At 47.4% G+C, this 15,829-nt stretch carries 14 protein-coding genes; 12 read left to right on the plus strand and 2 right to left on the minus strand.

Annotated elements, in window-relative coordinates; all coding sequences use genetic code 11:
* Nucleotides 1-15: 15 nt before the first annotated feature.
* A complete protein-coding gene (locus FRY98_RS25310; protein ID WP_211373367.1) occupies nt 16-222 on the plus strand; it encodes a hypothetical protein in 207 nt (68 codons plus the stop codon).
* Between the two features lie 78 nt (nt 223-300).
* Here the strand turns inward: FRY98_RS25310 and FRY98_RS25315 are convergent, their stop codons facing one another.
* Nucleotides 301-1,326 carry a hypothetical protein gene (locus FRY98_RS25315; protein WP_148457461.1) on the minus strand — a complete coding sequence of 342 codons (1,026 nt, stop codon included), beginning with the start codon at nt 1,324-1,326 and terminating at the stop codon, nt 301-303.
* 189 nt (nt 1,327-1,515) lie between these two features.
* On the opposite strand from FRY98_RS25315, the gene FRY98_RS25320 reads away from it, so the two are divergent.
* The 7 genes from FRY98_RS25320 (at nt 1,516) to FRY98_RS25350 (ending at nt 11,190) form a co-directional block, all read left to right on the plus strand.
* Nucleotides 1,516-2,163 carry a hypothetical protein gene (locus tag FRY98_RS25320; RefSeq protein WP_148457463.1) on the plus strand — a complete coding sequence of 216 codons (648 nt, stop codon included), beginning with the start codon at nt 1,516-1,518 and terminating at the stop codon, nt 2,161-2,163.
* A 161-nt stretch (nt 2,164-2,324) separates the two neighbouring features.
* On the plus strand, nt 2,325-4,526 hold the full coding sequence (locus tag FRY98_RS25325; RefSeq protein ID WP_148457465.1) for a bifunctional alpha,alpha-trehalose-phosphate synthase (UDP-forming)/trehalose-phosphatase: 2,202 nt from the start codon (nt 2,325-2,327) through the stop codon (nt 4,524-4,526).
* A gap of 11 nt (nt 4,527-4,537) precedes the next feature.
* Nucleotides 4,538-5,413, plus strand: a complete 876-nt coding sequence (gene galU / locus FRY98_RS25330; protein WP_148457467.1) for a UTP--glucose-1-phosphate uridylyltransferase GalU — start codon at nt 4,538-4,540, stop codon at nt 5,411-5,413.
* Nucleotides 5,414-5,578: 165 nt separating this feature from the next.
* Nucleotides 5,579-8,218, plus strand: a complete 2,640-nt coding sequence (locus tag FRY98_RS25335) for a PAS domain S-box protein (protein ID WP_148457469.1) — start codon at nt 5,579-5,581, stop codon at nt 8,216-8,218.
* Nucleotides 8,219-8,406: 188 nt separating this feature from the next.
* Nucleotides 8,407-8,655 (plus strand): ArsR/SmtB family transcription factor, encoded by a 249-nt coding sequence (locus tag FRY98_RS25340; RefSeq protein ID WP_420819713.1) that lies wholly within the window; start codon nt 8,407-8,409, stop codon nt 8,653-8,655.
* 80 nt (nt 8,656-8,735) lie between these two features.
* Nucleotides 8,736-9,917 (plus strand): MFS transporter, encoded by a 1,182-nt coding sequence (locus FRY98_RS25345; RefSeq protein ID WP_148457473.1) that lies wholly within the window; start codon nt 8,736-8,738, stop codon nt 9,915-9,917.
* Between the two features lie 22 nt (nt 9,918-9,939).
* The gene (locus tag FRY98_RS25350) at nt 9,940-11,190 is read left to right on the plus strand and encodes an ISL3 family transposase (RefSeq protein ID WP_148457963.1); all 1,251 of its coding nucleotides are present in this window, start codon (nt 9,940-9,942) and stop codon (nt 11,188-11,190) included.
* A 138-nt stretch (nt 11,191-11,328) separates the two neighbouring features.
* Here FRY98_RS25350 and FRY98_RS25355 read toward each other — a convergent pair whose 3' ends face one another.
* A complete protein-coding gene (locus FRY98_RS25355; RefSeq protein ID WP_148457475.1) occupies nt 11,329-12,231 on the minus strand; it encodes an aldo/keto reductase in 903 nt (300 codons plus the stop codon).
* A 659-nt stretch (nt 12,232-12,890) separates the two neighbouring features.
* Here FRY98_RS25355 and FRY98_RS25360 point away from each other — a divergent pair.
* The 4 genes from FRY98_RS25360 to FRY98_RS28615 all read left to right on the plus strand — a co-directional run bounded on the left by FRY98_RS25360 (nt 12,891) and on the right by FRY98_RS28615 (nt 15,823).
* Nucleotides 12,891-13,232, plus strand: coding sequence for a hypothetical protein (locus tag FRY98_RS25360; RefSeq protein WP_148457477.1), 342 nt, complete (start codon nt 12,891-12,893; stop codon nt 13,230-13,232).
* A gap of 401 nt (nt 13,233-13,633) precedes the next feature.
* Nucleotides 13,634-14,326, plus strand: coding sequence for a hypothetical protein (locus FRY98_RS25365; RefSeq protein ID WP_225040869.1), 693 nt, complete (start codon nt 13,634-13,636; stop codon nt 14,324-14,326).
* Between the two features lie 736 nt (nt 14,327-15,062).
* Entirely contained in the window at nt 15,063-15,239 is a 177-nt protein-coding gene (locus tag FRY98_RS25370) for a group II intron maturase-specific domain-containing protein (protein WP_225040870.1), read from the plus strand.
* Nucleotides 15,240-15,646: 407 nt separating this feature from the next.
* The gene (locus FRY98_RS28615; RefSeq protein ID WP_170287188.1) at nt 15,647-15,823 is read left to right on the plus strand and encodes a hypothetical protein; all 177 of its coding nucleotides are present in this window, start codon (nt 15,647-15,649) and stop codon (nt 15,821-15,823) included.
* Nucleotides 15,824-15,829 lie beyond the last annotated feature (6 nt).

A 15,829-nucleotide genomic window follows, 5' to 3' on the forward strand; every position in this document is an offset into this window, starting at 1 on the left:
AATAGCGGGGTGGGAATGGTGAAGGCGGCAACAGCGGATGGGGAGTTTCGCGTTTATGTGATGGAAGCGTCGGCGGTCCGGGATTTTATCCTGATCGAATTCGGTCTAGGCACTTTGTTTTACAAAGCTTGGCTGCTTCTAATGCATAACGCTTTTCTGGCCGGAACAGGGAGTTGGCTGACAACGGAGATGGTGAAAAGGGTATATAAACGGCTGATATAATAAAGAGGAGATTTTGGCCAAAAAATAGGAAGCTTCGACGGCGATGTCGAAGCTTCCTTGTTTTTAGAGAAGAAACAATTAGGACTTTATGCCATTAGCAGGGATAAGCTCCAACGAATAGAATTTCCCCTTTTTATTGATTTTGCCGAGAAGCGTAGGGGCGCCTTTCTTGGTAAACGTATATTCATTGTTCTTAATGGTGACGCTATACCCCTTCAGATTCAAACCAAACAGGCTGGACGCTTTCGTCTTGACCGCCGCGATCGCCTGGTTCTTGGAGAGCTTCGGTTTGGCGAAGGACCGCGCAAAGTCCTTGTCATCGGCCCAATCCTTGCCGAATTCATTGACAACAGCCCAGGTTTTCCCTGTTTTCGCCCCGATCACAACCCGATTCAGGTCATTGTCGTCACGATAAATCCACGTAAACTCTTTTTCCCCTTGTTTATACTTGACCGCGTATTCAAAGGCGATCGTCTTTGTGATCCCCAGGGATTTTAGTGCCCGGTTCGCCTGGTTCGTGAATTTCGAATTAGCGCTGCTGATCGGGGTTGAAATCTTTGCCGTGATTTGGTTGTTACGATCCAGATCGATTTCCAGGCTCTGGTTAGTCCCCCAGATCACCCAATAATTGCGGGGTTCGTTGTCCTGGTATGGGAAGTAAACCCGCCATAACGCCTCGGGCTTGAAGACATTTCCGGTATCGAAAGTTTTCAAAAAAGAGGAGACGCCGGTCTGTAACGCGGGGTCCAGAACTTGCTTCAGCCCCTCCGCTTTGTAGTAAATGGTGGTGGATTCAACCCGTCCTTTTGTCGGGTTATATTGCTGAATAAACTCCGCATCCGATTTACCGGTCAAGGTCCCGTTGATTTGCCACATTGATTCGATGTTCTTATCGACACCCGTGAACTGAATTTGTTGTCCCGGTGCGACTTTGTTTAGAGCACTCGTTAGCCGCAAAGTGACGTCTTGATCCAGCTCAACGGCCGAAATGCTCTGCTGATAATCGGTCCCGGTCGGAGTTTCGGCGGCATATAAGGGGGCGCTAGAGAGCAGAAGAGAGGTAATTGTGGTGGTAAGTGCGATGGTTCTCCATTTTTTTTGCATGTGTAATATCCTCCTGTACTAACAATAAAAATCTCACAAAGCAATAAACGTTCAAACTATGGAAAAAGTTGCATAGACAAAAAGATCCATTATTCATTGGGCTCAACGCCCTAAAAAATATTATTGTTAGGTCTATGGTCCTTGTGTTAATGTGGTAGTATTACCAATTGACTAGCAAGGAGAGGCAGCATGAAGAAATTTAATATGATTCTAAGTATTATAATGGCGATGATGATCTCCTTTCTGGCCGGGGTTTATGCGGCTCCAGCCCTTCAGAAGAACGGGTTCGGGCCGCCGGCCGTGGAGGGAGCAACGGTTAACGCGGCGGATGCCAACGGAAAAGGCGACAAGAACACAGAGGCGAAGCAAACCGGAACAAATGCGGGGGTATCCGATCCGGATTCCGGTTCGACGGAGGGCGATCAAAACCCGACCGACGCCGCGCAAGAGAAAGGCAAATCCGCCACAGTGGTAACCGGGGGAGAGATCGGGGAGCCGATTACGTTCAATTACAGCATCAACAGTGCCGATGGCGTCAAGCTGACGTGGGAAGGGGATAACCTGACGGGGAAAACCATCAATTACTACACCGCCGAAATCAGCACATTCAACCCTGTGGGCGATCCGTCTCACGATCAAATGACGGGTGACAGCACATTTAAGCTGAAATACGTGGGTCCGGTAAAACCCGGCGATAAGATGCTGTTATTCGATCTGTTTACATATCAGGGCGCCTTACATACGATTCGAATCGACAAATTTATTCTGGAATACGATGACGGTACGACGGAAACGATCGACTACGGTTACGAAACCAGCGACAGCAGCGGACTATAAAACGCGAGCCTCATTAAGGATTAAATCCTTAATGAGGCTCGCTTTTTTAGTTATTAACCGGGAGGAGGCCTGCGTCTCTTTTGAAAGAAAAGGGTAAATGTATTACCGAATGGTTCACCGGAAACAGGTGTTCGTGATCCAAGTAAAGGAGGGCGAGTTCGTTGAGCAAAATCATCTTTGTATCCAACCGATTGCCTGTTACCGTAAAAAAACAGGAAACCGGGTTGATTTATAACGAGAGCATCGGGGGTCTGGCCACCGGCTTGAAGAGTTACCATCAGCAAGGAGGCAGCCTTTGGGCAGGCTGGCCGGGGATCGCAAGCGATGCGCTTGTGGAGGAAGATCGGCAGACGATCGGGAAAGAGCTGCGGAAGAAGTACCAGTGTCTACCGGTCTTTTTGTCGGAGCGGGAGATCGATCAGTACTATCACGGCTTTTGTAACGAAACGATTTGGCCTTTATTTCACTATTTCACGGGCCATACGCAGTACAGTCAGGAAACCTGGGAGGCTTATAAACGGGTTAATGAAAAATTTTTTGAAGCTCTTATCCCGGTCATAGGGGACCAAGATACGATTTGGATCCACGATTACCAACTCATGCTGCTGCCTCAAATGATTCGGGAGAAGTATCCGGAAGCCCGGATCGGCTTTTTCCTGCATATTCCGTTCCCGTCTTTTGAAATATTCAGACTCTTGATCTGGCGGGAGGAGATATTGCAGGGTCTGCTGGGCGCGAATCTGATCGGTTTCCACACCTATGACTATGTACGCCATTTTGTCAGCAGTGTGCGGCGGATCTTGGGCATCGAGCATAATCTTTACAAATTAAATTGCGAAACCCATACCGTTCGAGTCGACGCGTTTCCGATGGGGATCGATTATGATTATTTCAATAAGCATCGCACCGAGCAGGTTTCGGCAGAATTGGAGGCGTTCATCGAAAGCACCCAGGAGATCCGAAATATCGTCTCGATCGACCGGCTGGATTACACAAAGGGAATCCCGGATCGTATCCGCGCCTTTAAACGGTTTCTGGAGGATTATCCCGAATATCACGAGCGGGTCCGCTTGAACCTGATCGTGGCTCCTTCGCGGGTTGAAGTGGAAACGTACGACCGCCTTAAACGGGAAATCGAAACGCTGGTCAGCGAAGTGAACGGGCGGTTTGGCACCGTAAATTGGATGCCCGTCTGGTTCTTCTTCCGCACCTTCAGCCAGGAGGATCTGATCGCGTTCTATCGCCACAGCGACGTCTTGCTGGTGACCCCACTGCGGGACGGAATGAACCTGGTCGCCAAGGAGTACATCGCCGCGCGACATGACTTTAAAGGTATGCTCGTCATGAGCGAGACCGCCGGCGCCGCCAGTGAGCTGGGGGAAGCCGTCATCGTGAACGCCAATGACCACGGGGCCATCGCCAGAGGGATCAAGGCCGCCTTGGATATGCCGGAAGCGGAGATCATGGAACGGAACCGGCGGATGCACCACCGCATTTCGCGATACCATGTGCGTTTTTGGGCGGACGAGTTTATCCATGCGCTTAGCAGCGCGGAGCAAGATGCGAAGCCGAGCAAGCCCCTACTCCAACTGACGGGGGATTCTCCCTTGGAAGAAGCTTACCAAAGTGCCGAGCATCGTCTGCTGTTCCTCGACTACGACGGCACGTTAGTCGGCTTTAAAGCGACGCCGGATCAAGCGAAACCGGATGAAGAATTGAAACGCCTGTTGACCGAATTAAGCAAAGATACGGCAAATAAAGTAGTCATCATTACAGGCAGAGACCGGCATATCATAGAAAAGTGGCTCGGGGATCTGAATGTCTATATCATCGCCTCGCACGGCCTGTGGTTCCGGAAGCCGGGTGATTCCTGGGTGAAGACGATCAATGTGGACGATGCGTGGAAAGAACCGATTCGCCACATTCTTGAGATGTATACCGACCGGATGCCGGGATCCTTGATCGAGGAGAAGGATTACTCGCTTGCTTGGCATTATCGGCAGTGCGAACCGGATACGATCGCGCAGAAACGGGACGAACTCCGGGAGGCGCTGATTTCCATTACGCAATCGATGAGCCTCGGTGTTCTTGAAGGGAACAAGGTGCTGGAAGTTAAGGATGCCAGAGTGAACAAAGGACACGGCGTGCATCTTTTGACCCGAAACGACAAGTATGATTTCATTCTCGGCGTGGGGGACGATCATACGGATGAGGATTTGTTTGCGGCCCTGCCCGAGGAGGCTTACTCCATCAAAATCGGATCCGGGAATACGCATGCCGCTTATCGTCTGAAGTCCCCTAAAGAGATGCGCGTATTGCTCCGGAAAATGGTGGAGTACAGTAATTATAGACATTTTGTATAGGAGGAAGAGAGATGAAGATCCGTAAAGCCATTATTCCAGCAGCCGGGATGGGAACGCGATTTTTGCCCGCCACCAAAGCCATGCCCAAAGAAATGCTGCCGATCGTCGATAAGCCGACCATTCAATATATTGTGGAAGAAGCGGTCGCCTCGGGGATTGAGGACATTATCATCGTAACCGGAAAGAGCAAACGGGCGATCGAGGATCATTTCGACAACTCCTTTGAGCTGGAATACAACTTGGCGGAAAAGAAAAAATGGGAGCTGCTGAACCAGGTTCGGCGTTCCTCGGAAATGGCGGATATTCATTATATCCGTCAGGGGGAGCCGCGCGGTTTGGGTCATGCGATCTGGTGCGCCCGCAAATTCGTGGGCAACGAACCGTTCGCCGTGATGCTGGGCGATGATATTGTGGAGTCGGATATACCTTGTCTGAAGCAAATGCTGGACATTTACGAACAATATGAAACTTCGATCGTGGGGGTTCAACCGGTTCCTTGGGAACAGGTTTCCCGGTACGGTCTGGTCGACGGGGAGCAACTCTCCGAACGCGTATTCAAGGCGCGGCGATTCGTGGAAAAGCCTAAACGGGAAGAAGCTCCGTCCAATTTGGCGATTCTGGGACGCTATATCCTGACGCCCGAAATATTTGATATTTTGGGAGAACTCCCCGCGGGAGTTGGCGGCGAAATCCAATTGACCGACGCTTTGGCAAAGCTTGGCGCCGAGCAGGATCTAATCGCCTACCACTTTGACGGCAACCGTCACGATGTGGGTGAAAAATTCGGTTTTATCCAAACCACGATCCACTATGCCCTTAAAAATGAGGAGCTCAGGGAGGATTTGATGAACTATCTGAAAGAGATAGTGAATCCAGTTCCGCAATAAATTTATTTAAAATTTTAGATTCATCTGTCGAATAATTGGGTATAAACCAGAGAGTGAGTCGTTTAAACGAATAAAACATAACCAGGAGAGCTAAGCTCAAATCTCGATTTGGCTTGGCTCATCCCTGTTTATAATTTGAGCTGATAAGCAAAAGGAGAGCGTCTGATGCAGGTTCAAAGGGTCGATCATCATGAGCTGTTCGAACAAATTTATACACAGGCACCCATTGGGATTGCGCTTGCTTCTCCTGAAGGGCAATGGACGAAAGCGAATCCCGCTTTCTGTCAAATGCTTGGGTATACGAGCGAAGAACTTCTGACGAGGACTTATCAGGACATTACCCATCCTGACGATTTGGCGGGCGACTTTGATTATGTTTGCGGATTGCTGGAAGGGAAATCCAAAGGATATCAATATGAAAAGCGTTATGTCCGGAAGGATGGTCAGACTCTCTGGATCTCCTTGCACGTCGCCCTCGTTCGGGATGAACCGACGAACGAACCGCTTTATTTTATTTGCCATGTCGTTAATATTTCCGACCGCAAGGCCATCGAGCAGAAGATGGCTTACAAGGAAGAAATTTTTAATCTGATCTCAACCCACGCCCAAGAGATCATCTACATCGCCTCTACGGATGGCAAGTGCCAATTCTGTTCGCCTTCCGTCCAACAACTGCTCGGAATATCGCCGGATGACGTTTTAGGGAAGACCAATTTCGAATTTTTTCATCCTCAGGATCTGGAACGGATCAAGCATATCAATTTCACGAACGGCAGCCTTCTCCGGCTTAGATTGCGCCACAAAGACGGACATTACCTCTGGATTGAAACGACCTGTAAAATGATTGGCGAGGCCGGACAAAACCAAAAAATTCTGGCGATCGGCCGCGACATTTCGGAACGGAAAAAGCATGAAGAAATCAGCGCGGAGGCCGAACGGATCGCTTCCATCGGCAGTTGGGAATGGGATATCCTCAACGACTACATTTCGTGTTCCGATCAAATTTTCGAAATCTTCGAACTTGAGCGCAGCCGGGGGCCATTGCGATCGGGCGATATTTTCAAATTCATCGACCCGGCCGACGGTAAGCGGCTCAGGGAACATATCGAATGGGCTATAAAAGGGGAACCACTGGATTTCGAATACCGTTATGTAAACGCGGATGGTAACGAGAAACACTTGCATTTACGCGGAATTATGTCGTTTGACGAAGACGACCGGCCCATTCGGATCAACGGGACTTTACAGGACATAACGGAACGGAAGCTGGTTGAATTTAAACTCCAGGAATCCGTTGAACGTTATACATCGCTCAAGAAATACAACCATGATGCGATCATTTCTTTCAATATGAAGGGGAACATCATGAACGCCAACCCCGTCGCGATCGAGATGACCGGATGCCCGGTGTCTGAAATGGCAGGGACCCCGATCGCCCGCTTTATCGGTGAGGATAACTATCGGCATATCGAGCAAGGGCAATATGAACTGGCGGAAAAGGAAATCGATAAAATCCTGCATGTGGGCGGACATGAAACGGAAGTGCTGGCCACGTTGGCCCCGATTATCATCAATAACAAAAATGTCGGCTTCTACCTGATTGCCAAGGATATCACCGAACAGAAAAAGCTTCTCATCGCGAAGGAGACCGCCGAGCGCATGAGTCAGGCCAAAAGTGAATTTTTGGCGATGATGAGCCACGAAATCCGTACGCCTATGAACGGAGTCATCGGTATGACCGACTTGCTTTTGGAGACCGAAGGGCTCAGCGGCGAACAGAAGGAGTATATTGAAATTATCAAGAAGAGCGGAGAATCGCTGCTTGCCATCATTAACGATATCCTCGATTTTTCCAAGATCGAATCCGGGAAGACGGACCTCATTGACGGTCCATTTGATCTGAAGTCCGTGGTGCACGAAACCATCGATATGGTAAAGCCGGGGATTCGCGAAAAAAAGCTGAAAGTCGGCTTAACGCTGGATGACAAAATTCCGACTCCCCTGTTCGGGGATGCTTACCGGTTGAAACAGGTTTTGACGAATGTGATCGGAAACGCCGTAAAGTTCACTTCGGAAGGGCGTATTGACATCGACGTCCGTCTGGAAGAGGTTAAGGAGTTTGACGCCTGCTTCCGATTCAGGGTGAAGGATACGGGAATCGGCATTCCTGTGGAAAAACGGGAACATCTGTTTCAACCATTCTATCAGTTGGATAATTTTATGACCCGGAAACCGCAAGGGACGGGGCTGGGGCTTGCCATCAGCAAAAAATTGGTCCAATTGATGCACGGGGACATCTGGATTGAAGAGAACAAGGAACCGGGAACGACCTTTGTATTTACAGTCTGGCTCAAAACCAAGACTTCCGAGGAAATCAGTATCTATCAACACGAGTATGAGAGGGCGCGAACCGATTCATTACGAATCCTGATCGCTGAGGATAACGAAGTGAATCAATTGGTTCTCCGGAAAATGATCGAGAAAAAAGGCCACCATGTCGACAATGTGGTTAACGGCAAGGACGCGGTGGAGGCCGTAAAGCGCGCCCATTACGATATTGTATTTATGGATGTCCATATGCCTAAGCTCAATGGATTTGAGGCGACAAGGCAGATCAAGGAAACACTGCCGGAGAACGAATGCCCCTTTATCGTGGCTGTCACCGCGAATGCTTTAAGAGGGGATAAAGAGAGATGTCTGGAAGCGGGAATGGATGCGTATGTAAGCAAACCGATCCGAAGTGAATCGGTGCTGCCCCTGATCGAGGATTTCAATAACAGGAAAAAAGCGAGTAGTTGGCGATAAGCGATAAGCGAGAAGTGAAAAGCACATCCGACTCGAAGTTTGAAGCGGATGTGCTTTGTTGTTTTTAGAATTGCTTATAAATCGGAGAATTTGGTGGTTTTTTGAAAAAGACTTGAATCGTAGCAAATTCTTAGTACAATGGTTTTATGATTACTCAAAAATCACTGAATAATGAGCAAAGAGTCAAAATGTTTCAAGCACTAGCTGATGAAACAAGATTAGAAATCATACGAGTTCTATACGCCAACAGGAAGGAGATGAATTGCGGAGAAGTTGGGGACATTTGCAATACTTCCAAGTCGAATACTTCGTATCATTTGCGGACTTTAAGGGAGGCGAAATTGATTAAAGTGCGAAAGGAAGCCCAAACGAAGTATACAAGTATCGACATGGAGACCTTTGACTCTTACTTGCCGGGATTTCTTGATACGTTGTAGAAAAGAAATCCTTTTTTTTCTTCATTAGTTCAAAAGTTTTTTTACAACAAAACTAGGAACGATAGGAGAAGATGAATCACATGATTAAGTTAACAATCTTACTTTTTCTCATCATGTTTGTTATCGGTACGGATACATTTTTGATTTCTCCGCTCATCCCCACTCTTCAGAAATTGTTTGATATCCCGACTGAATATGCCGGTTGGATGGTCGGGGCCTATGCGCTGGGATATGCCATATTCGCTCTGTTAGCCGGACCGCTTTCCGATGGATGGAATCGTAAAAAAGTAATGTTTTTAGGTATGGTTTGTTTCTCGGTGTCAACCATTTTATGTGGCTTTGCGACAGGATTTTGGACGATGTTTTTATTCCGTTTTTTAGCCGGAGTCAGCGCAGCATTCACAGCGCCGCAAGTCTGGGCTTCTATTCCCGCACTGTTCCCTGCGGCAAAGACCGCCAAAGTATCAGGAATCGTAATGGCAGGCCTGGCTGCTTCCCAAGCGTTCGGCATACCGATTGGAGGACTGCTTGCTGTAAACCACTGGTCTTATCCTTTTTTTACAATCGGTGCATGCTCGTTGTTGGTGGCTATTTTTATCCTGTATGCTTTGCCCGAAATGAAACCGAAACAAGACCCAAGAACCAGGCTTCCGATATTTAAAAGATACGTCCCGCTATTGACAAGCCGCATCGCGAGAAGATCTTTTCTGGCTCATTTCTTATTTCAATGTGGATTTTTTGCTGCCTTTTCTTTCATTGGAAGATGGATGACGGACCGCTTTCACCTTTCGGTTGATCAAGTGGGGTACGTCATGTTTTTTCTTGGCCTAGGGAATATAGTGGGAAGCTTTAGCGGTCCATATGTGATCAAAATATTGAATCGTTTCAATACGATGGTTGTGAGCATTCTCGTCTCTATTGCATGTTTTATTGCTTTATCTCACCTTCCATCGGTTGCGTTATTCGAAGGGGTATACTTTTTCATATTCGCAACCATGGGCATCGTATTTCCGCTCATTATGGGAATGCTGAATTCACTAGATCCGACAATTCGTGGCACGATCTCTAGCTTGGCCAACTCGATAATGTACGCCGCGACAGCGCTCGGCTCTTGGTTCGCCGGCTTGGTTTATGCGACATTTAACGGTTTTTCTGCCGTAGGTATATTTGCGGCTATATGCTTTGCCGGTTCCTTGTGCTCATTTATAGCAAGTGGCATTTTGACTAATCACGTTAAAACAAAAAAAGATTATGCATCATAAATGCATAGAAGAAGTTCGAATGATGGATATTCTAAATCTTCCCAAATTCAACATCCTAAGTATTCGTGAGCATGAATATGATTTTCTAATACAAGTGGTGACGAACTCTCCACCTTTAGCTTGCCCCCATTGTGGATGTCAAGCGAACCTCTACAAGCACGGTAACAGGGAACATGTTTGTTTGGACTTACCTATTCACGGTAAGCGTGTAGAACTTCTCGTAAAGCGTCAGAGGTATCGTTGTCGTGTTTGCACTCAAACCTTTTGGGAACGCTTGGACCACACCATTGACGAAAGGCGGAACTGTACAAAACGATTGTTGTCCTACGTGGAGAAGCAGAGCCTTAAACGTACATTCGTCAGTATTGCAGAAGACGTAGGGCTTAACGAAAAGACGATCCGAAACATCTTTCGCGATTACATTAACTACCTCGAGGAAACATTTCGGTTTGTGACACCCAATTGGCTTGGCATAGAGAAAATTCATATTATCAAGCCTCGTTGTGTATTAACCAACATTGAAGGACGAACATTACTGGACATTCTGCCTAATCGCAATAAGGAAACGGTTGTTGAATTTCTCTCAAGCCTTCCGAACAAAGGGCGAATACAGTATTTCACGATGGATATGTGGAAACCGTATAAAGACGCTGTGAAGGCTGTATTTCCAAAAGCTACTATAATCGTCGATAAGTTCCATGTTGTCCGTTTGGCGAACCAAGTGTTAGAGAACATACATAAACAGCTAAGAGAGGATTTATCGGCAACGGAGCGGCGTGGGCTCATGCACGATCGACTTATCCTTCTGAAACGCCATAATGAGCTTACAGAGACGGATAAAATAACACTTGATCTATGGACGAAGAATTACCCCATTCTCGGTATTGCGTATAGCTTGAAGGAATCGTTCTTCGATATTTGGGATGGCGATTCAAGACAAATGGCATTCATTAAATATAACGATTGGAAAGCCAAAATACCGAAGGAACTCCAATCCGCTTTTGTGCCTCTTATAGAAGCCATGATGAATTGGGAGGAGGAGATATTCGCTTACTTCGACCACCGTATTGCTAACGATTATACGGAGTCTCTGAACAGCCTTTTCCGTGTTATTAACCGTTTGGGTAGGGGCTATTCATTCGAGGCTCTGCGAGCCAATATTATCTTTACAGAGGCGCTTGCGGAGGATTGTAAGCCTAAATATCAAAAGCGACCGCTTCGTGGTACTAAGATTTCCACCTTGATTGAGAAGTTGGAGAAGGGTGAATTATAAACCCTTTTCCGCAATAATTACCGAATACCCGAAAGTTTCTAAAGGGAACATCCTGTGCGGTTCCTTAAAATAAACGCCCGCTCATGGCAATCCAGCGGGCGCTATACGAGCTTTACAAAGTCTGTTTATGCGGACTGATCACCGATGCTGCCGGTACAAGTTTGGTTTGCTCCATTGCCGGATCAGCCCCAGTTCCTCCTCATTCAGCTCCGGGATGTCCGCGGCGGCGAGGTTCTGCAGCAACTGCTCGCGGGAGCTCGCCCCCGGAACCGCGGTCGCTACGGCGGGCTGGGAGAGGGTGAAGCGAATCGCCAACTGCGTCAAATTCCGGCCCGGTGTCTCCAGTTGCTTCAGCCGGGAGCGCAGCTCCTGCAGTTCGGACAACTCATAGTCCGGCACGCCCTTGACGGGTTCCCGACCCGCAGCCAAAGCTCCGCTCGCCAGCGGGCCTCTCGCGATCGCGCTGATCCCTTTTTCGCGCAGGAGAGGAAGAACGGTCTCTTCGGCCCTGCGATCGACGATGCTGATCGGGTTCATAACACTGACGATGGAAGAGCGCGATACATATTCCCGAATGACGTTGGGACGAATGGAGGAAATGCCATATTCCCGGATCAGGCCTTCCTGTTTGAGTTGTTCGAACGCTTCGATCGTATCGTCGATCGGGTCGTCGATCGTCCCACCATGCAGCTGATACAAGTCGATATAGTCCGTCCCAAGTCTGCGAAGACTGTCCTTGACCGCGGATAAAATATACGCTTTGGAGGGATCCCAAACCCAGCCTTCCTGTCCGGGAATGCGGCGGTTTCCCGCCTTGGTGGCGAGGATCACCCGATCGCGGCGCCCCCGGATCGCTTTGCCGACCAGTTCTTCGTTCCGGCCGCTGTCATATAAATCGGAGGTGTCAAGCAGGTTGACCCCCCGGTCCAAAGCTTCATGAATCAGCGATACCGCTTTGCCTTCGTCCGTTCCCAAGGACATGCAGCCAAGGCCGATCTCGCTAACGATCAAATCGGAATTCCCCAGTTGATTTTTCTTCATTCTGACCTCTCTCCTTTAGTCCCAGAGTATGAGTTTCTAGGGTCTATCATATCTTTAAGCCGAGAGAGAAGTAAAGGAATTGATGGGCTAGCCACTATACGGATATAGAAGTGTAGGCACTTATTATGTTCAGAAAGGGGAGGTAGTTGGTTGGAAGACGATTTGCTCTATAAAAATGCAATGAAACGGATTATTGAACTTGTAGAGGAGTATTCCAGATTAGTGATGAAGTTGAAGATGAGAACCGCTACGAAAGGGAATAGGTTTTGGATCGATTTAGAGAGTCGGCAAACGGGCTGATAGCGTGTATGAGACCGACCGCCGATCAAATGTCCTTAAAATACGTAGCAAAAGTGTAGTTTATAAGCGTTACACTCTAACTAACCCAACCATGGTATCATAACCTATTCCTCCATAGCCGTTCCTTCGGGAGCGGCAATTTTTATGAGATATAGTCGAGAAATATTCAATATATTTTTTTTCGGATACTCCACTTCTTATGAATGAATAACGGCAGTGTTGATTAAGTCGCTCCATAAGCGGCTTTTTCTTTTCAGTTTGATTAACCGGAGGGGAGTGAGGTGATCACACCTCGACTCGCATCTTGGGTGGTTATTGCATAAAATAGGCAATAAACCCAAAAGAGGAGTGTATCGGGGATGTATTACTACCAATATTACCCTGACAGAGTTTGTGTGATGTACTACCCTTATTATCATTATCCTGTTAATACAGGTTATTTTTATTATCCTGTAAATTTAACCGCTGATTGTGATTGTGAAGGTGTGCCCACTGAAGAAGGGGACGTTAATGATTTGTATAATAAGTGGAGAGAATGTGAAGCTAATCCTAAACCTGGGCAAATTTGCATTCAATTGTGCTACGATCCTCAAGTGGAAGCGGGTCCAACTAGCTGTTGTTGGGAATTGTATTGTTCTTATAGACGGGCGAGGGAGGCATGGTACAAAAATTGGATTCAAGGAACTATATCAACCCCTTAATAACCTGATGTTGTTTGAATGGCTCCTGGCGAGCGCCTCATCGAAGAGGAGCGTAAGCACCCGTATAGGGTGCTTTTTCTCTTGTGCATATGGCTAAACAGGAGGTGTTTCGCACACCTTTTCGGATACAAGCTGAAGTATATAAAAGGGCAGAAGGGGCAGCGTTAATACACAGCCCTTTTTTTGTTTGCACCGCATATAAAAAACTATTCAACTCAAAAGGGACCAACCGCGATCTCCTAGCCCCCATTTATGGTGATAATTATCGCTCTACAAAAGGACATATATTAAGAGTGATAGGTAACTATCCTAACACTACTACAGACGAAGGCATAAGATAAGGATATTCAGGAGGATGGGATAGAAAATTACCGTCTTGGGAAGGGAGTTTGGTAAAATACATGGTCAAGAATAATCTTCAAAAACGAGCGAGGATAACCCAATCATACACTTTAGTTACAATTCCTGTTCCTTCAGCTCCAGCAGGCGTTACATTGCCCAGTACAATGAGGTTTGGAATTGACAACAGATTTTCAACTGCTCAAAGATATAGAATTCAAATAATGATTTCGGGAGTTCTTGCTTTTTGGAATACGCACTATACTCAGAGATCATCGGGTGCAAGATCGAGTTTTCAAATCTGTGCAAACAAATATGCTAGATTCAATCTTAGTCCTGTTTGGTTTACTGGGAGAATAGCAAATGGGGCAGGAGCAGCGAATGTGATGATGGGTGGGTTAACCCAACAAATAGTAGCCAACGGATTTAACCGAGCTCCAAGAGCTCTTATAAGGTATCAGGTGCCGAGTTCGACAATACCAAATTTCACTGTAAAAGCCGTTAATGGTACTAGACCAGACACCGTCTCTTTGAGTGTTACAATTAATCCAAGAGTATTAAATCGAACAGATCTTCCCAATCAGACTCTTTTTGGATCTTTATTTCATGCATGGCTTCACCGACAAGGTTACAGGCATCCAACCGGAGTCTATACTTCCTACATGGCAGGCGAAGCAGCTATGTGCGTAATGAGGAATAATGCTAATAAGAGTCCAAATGTGCCAGACAGCATTTATACAACTTTTTTAGACTAATGAAAAACGAATTGATTCTGCAGTCCGAGCGGGCGAGGAAAACCGCAACGGAATGATGAAGATAAGGGAAAACGTGGTCATCCTTTGACCATGTTATAATCTAAAATTAAGTTGGCTCAGGAAAATTTTCCTGAGCCTAATTGTGTATTGAAAAAGAAGCGTGTAACGTTACAAACGAAACAGGCTTAAACTCTTGTAAAATAAAGCCTTTCATTTCAAGAAGCAAAGAACGCCTTTATTGTTGCTCAGGACTCAAGCGCATCGGAAAACCTTTATGACATGTTCCGGCTTTATTATGACTACATTCCCGAGCAAATTAAACCAATGCGCAAGCGGAATAACAGCCGACGTCTCACGTTTGAAAATCCAGCCTTGAAGGACAGTGAGCGCAAAAAGAGCCCGCCCTTAAATCAAAGATCACGGTTCAATCGGCAGAAAATAAAGTATTGGCTCGTTCTGAGACCATTCATTATCTACACGCCTCAGAATTGGCATTCTGGCCGGAGAATCGCAAGAAAAAGCACCTGGGATCCTTGTTTGCTGCTCTTTCTAAAGAAGCCGGTACGGTCGGTATTATTGGATCCACGGCAAACGGGTCTAGTTGATGCTCTAATTGAAGGCTCCGTGAAGGAGTAGGGAAAATCAATGATGCTAACTTAATCGGAGAAATGAAGACGTTTGTTCGTAACAGGGCAGGCAAGCCGCAAGCAATGGGCAAGGGAACGGTCGGCGGAGTATACGCGGCTGGGTCAGGTATTTCTATGAAGCGGACATGAAACGAATTCTGCAAAGCTGGAACGAGTGGCTAAGAAGACGCCTTCGCATGTACATCTGGAAGCAGTGGAAGAAACCGTGGACAAAGGTACAAAACCTACGGAAGCTGGGGATACCGGAGTGGCAGGCCTACCAATAGCAACCGAGAGGTTGCGCTGAACCTACAGTAGTCAGCAGTAAGTACGAGACGCCGGAAAGCGGAAGGGCGTAAGCCGAAAGGAGAGAGGAAACCGATTCGTTCGAGTGAAGAGCAAAGACAGTCAAAAATCCCGGAAGGGAGCTGCCAGCAAAGAGAAATGGTGAAGCCGTCAGGGTATGCTGAAGCACCGAGCTATCCACCGGCACATATCGCCCTTCCTCTCGCGAAGCAAAGAACGACTTGCTAGAGCGAATGTTCGAAGGAGAGAACCTCAGGCTCGCCTATAACCGAGTGGTGCAAAGCGGAGGGATCCTGGATCCCGGCACGTTTCTCCTTGTAGTTATCGCATGAAAATCCGAATAGGGGGAAGGCTAACAAGGCGAATTAACATAAGGAGGTTGCTGATCATGCCGTATAATCCGACGACCGACGAAACCGACGGAGACCCCAACACAATTTACGAGGACACAAGCCCGCATACGAAAACCGGGTTTATGCCCGAGCAGGATGACATCACGACCTACCCTTCCGATCAAGTCAGGGACAGGAACGACAAGTCTGCGGGTAAGAATAACCGCTCTTAATCCGAC

The organism is Paenibacillus faecis, from assembly GCF_008084145.1.
Lineage (GTDB): Bacteria > Bacillota > Bacilli > Paenibacillales > Paenibacillaceae > Fontibacillus > Fontibacillus faecis.

Excerpts from the sequence above, each read along its gene's own strand:
- FRY98_RS25310 (WP_211373367.1), top strand. The coding sequence starts at position 16 with ATGGTGAAGGCGGCAACAGCGGATGGGGAGTTTCGCGTTTATGTGATG.
- FRY98_RS25315 (WP_148457461.1), bottom strand. The coding sequence starts at position 1,326 with ATGCAAAAAAAATGGAGAACCATCGCACTTACCACCACAATTACCTCT.
- FRY98_RS25320 (WP_148457463.1), top strand. The coding sequence starts at position 1,516 with ATGAAGAAATTTAATATGATTCTAAGTATTATAATGGCGATGATGATC.
- galU (WP_148457467.1), top strand. The coding sequence starts at position 4,538 with ATGAAGATCCGTAAAGCCATTATTCCAGCAGCCGGGATGGGAACGCGA.
- FRY98_RS25335 (WP_148457469.1), top strand. The coding sequence starts at position 5,579 with ATGCAGGTTCAAAGGGTCGATCATCATGAGCTGTTCGAACAAATTTAT.
- FRY98_RS25340 (WP_420819713.1), top strand. The coding sequence starts at position 8,407 with ATGTTTCAAGCACTAGCTGATGAAACAAGATTAGAAATCATACGAGTT.
- FRY98_RS25345 (WP_148457473.1), top strand. The coding sequence starts at position 8,736 with ATGATTAAGTTAACAATCTTACTTTTTCTCATCATGTTTGTTATCGGT.
- FRY98_RS25350 (WP_148457963.1), top strand. The coding sequence starts at position 9,940 with ATGGATATTCTAAATCTTCCCAAATTCAACATCCTAAGTATTCGTGAG.
- FRY98_RS25355 (WP_148457475.1), bottom strand. The coding sequence starts at position 12,231 with ATGAAGAAAAATCAACTGGGGAATTCCGATTTGATCGTTAGCGAGATC.
- FRY98_RS25360 (WP_148457477.1), top strand. The coding sequence starts at position 12,891 with ATGTATTACTACCAATATTACCCTGACAGAGTTTGTGTGATGTACTAC.
- FRY98_RS25365 (WP_225040869.1), top strand. The coding sequence starts at position 13,634 with ATGGTCAAGAATAATCTTCAAAAACGAGCGAGGATAACCCAATCATAC.
- FRY98_RS28615 (WP_170287188.1), top strand. The coding sequence starts at position 15,647 with ATGCCGTATAATCCGACGACCGACGAAACCGACGGAGACCCCAACACA.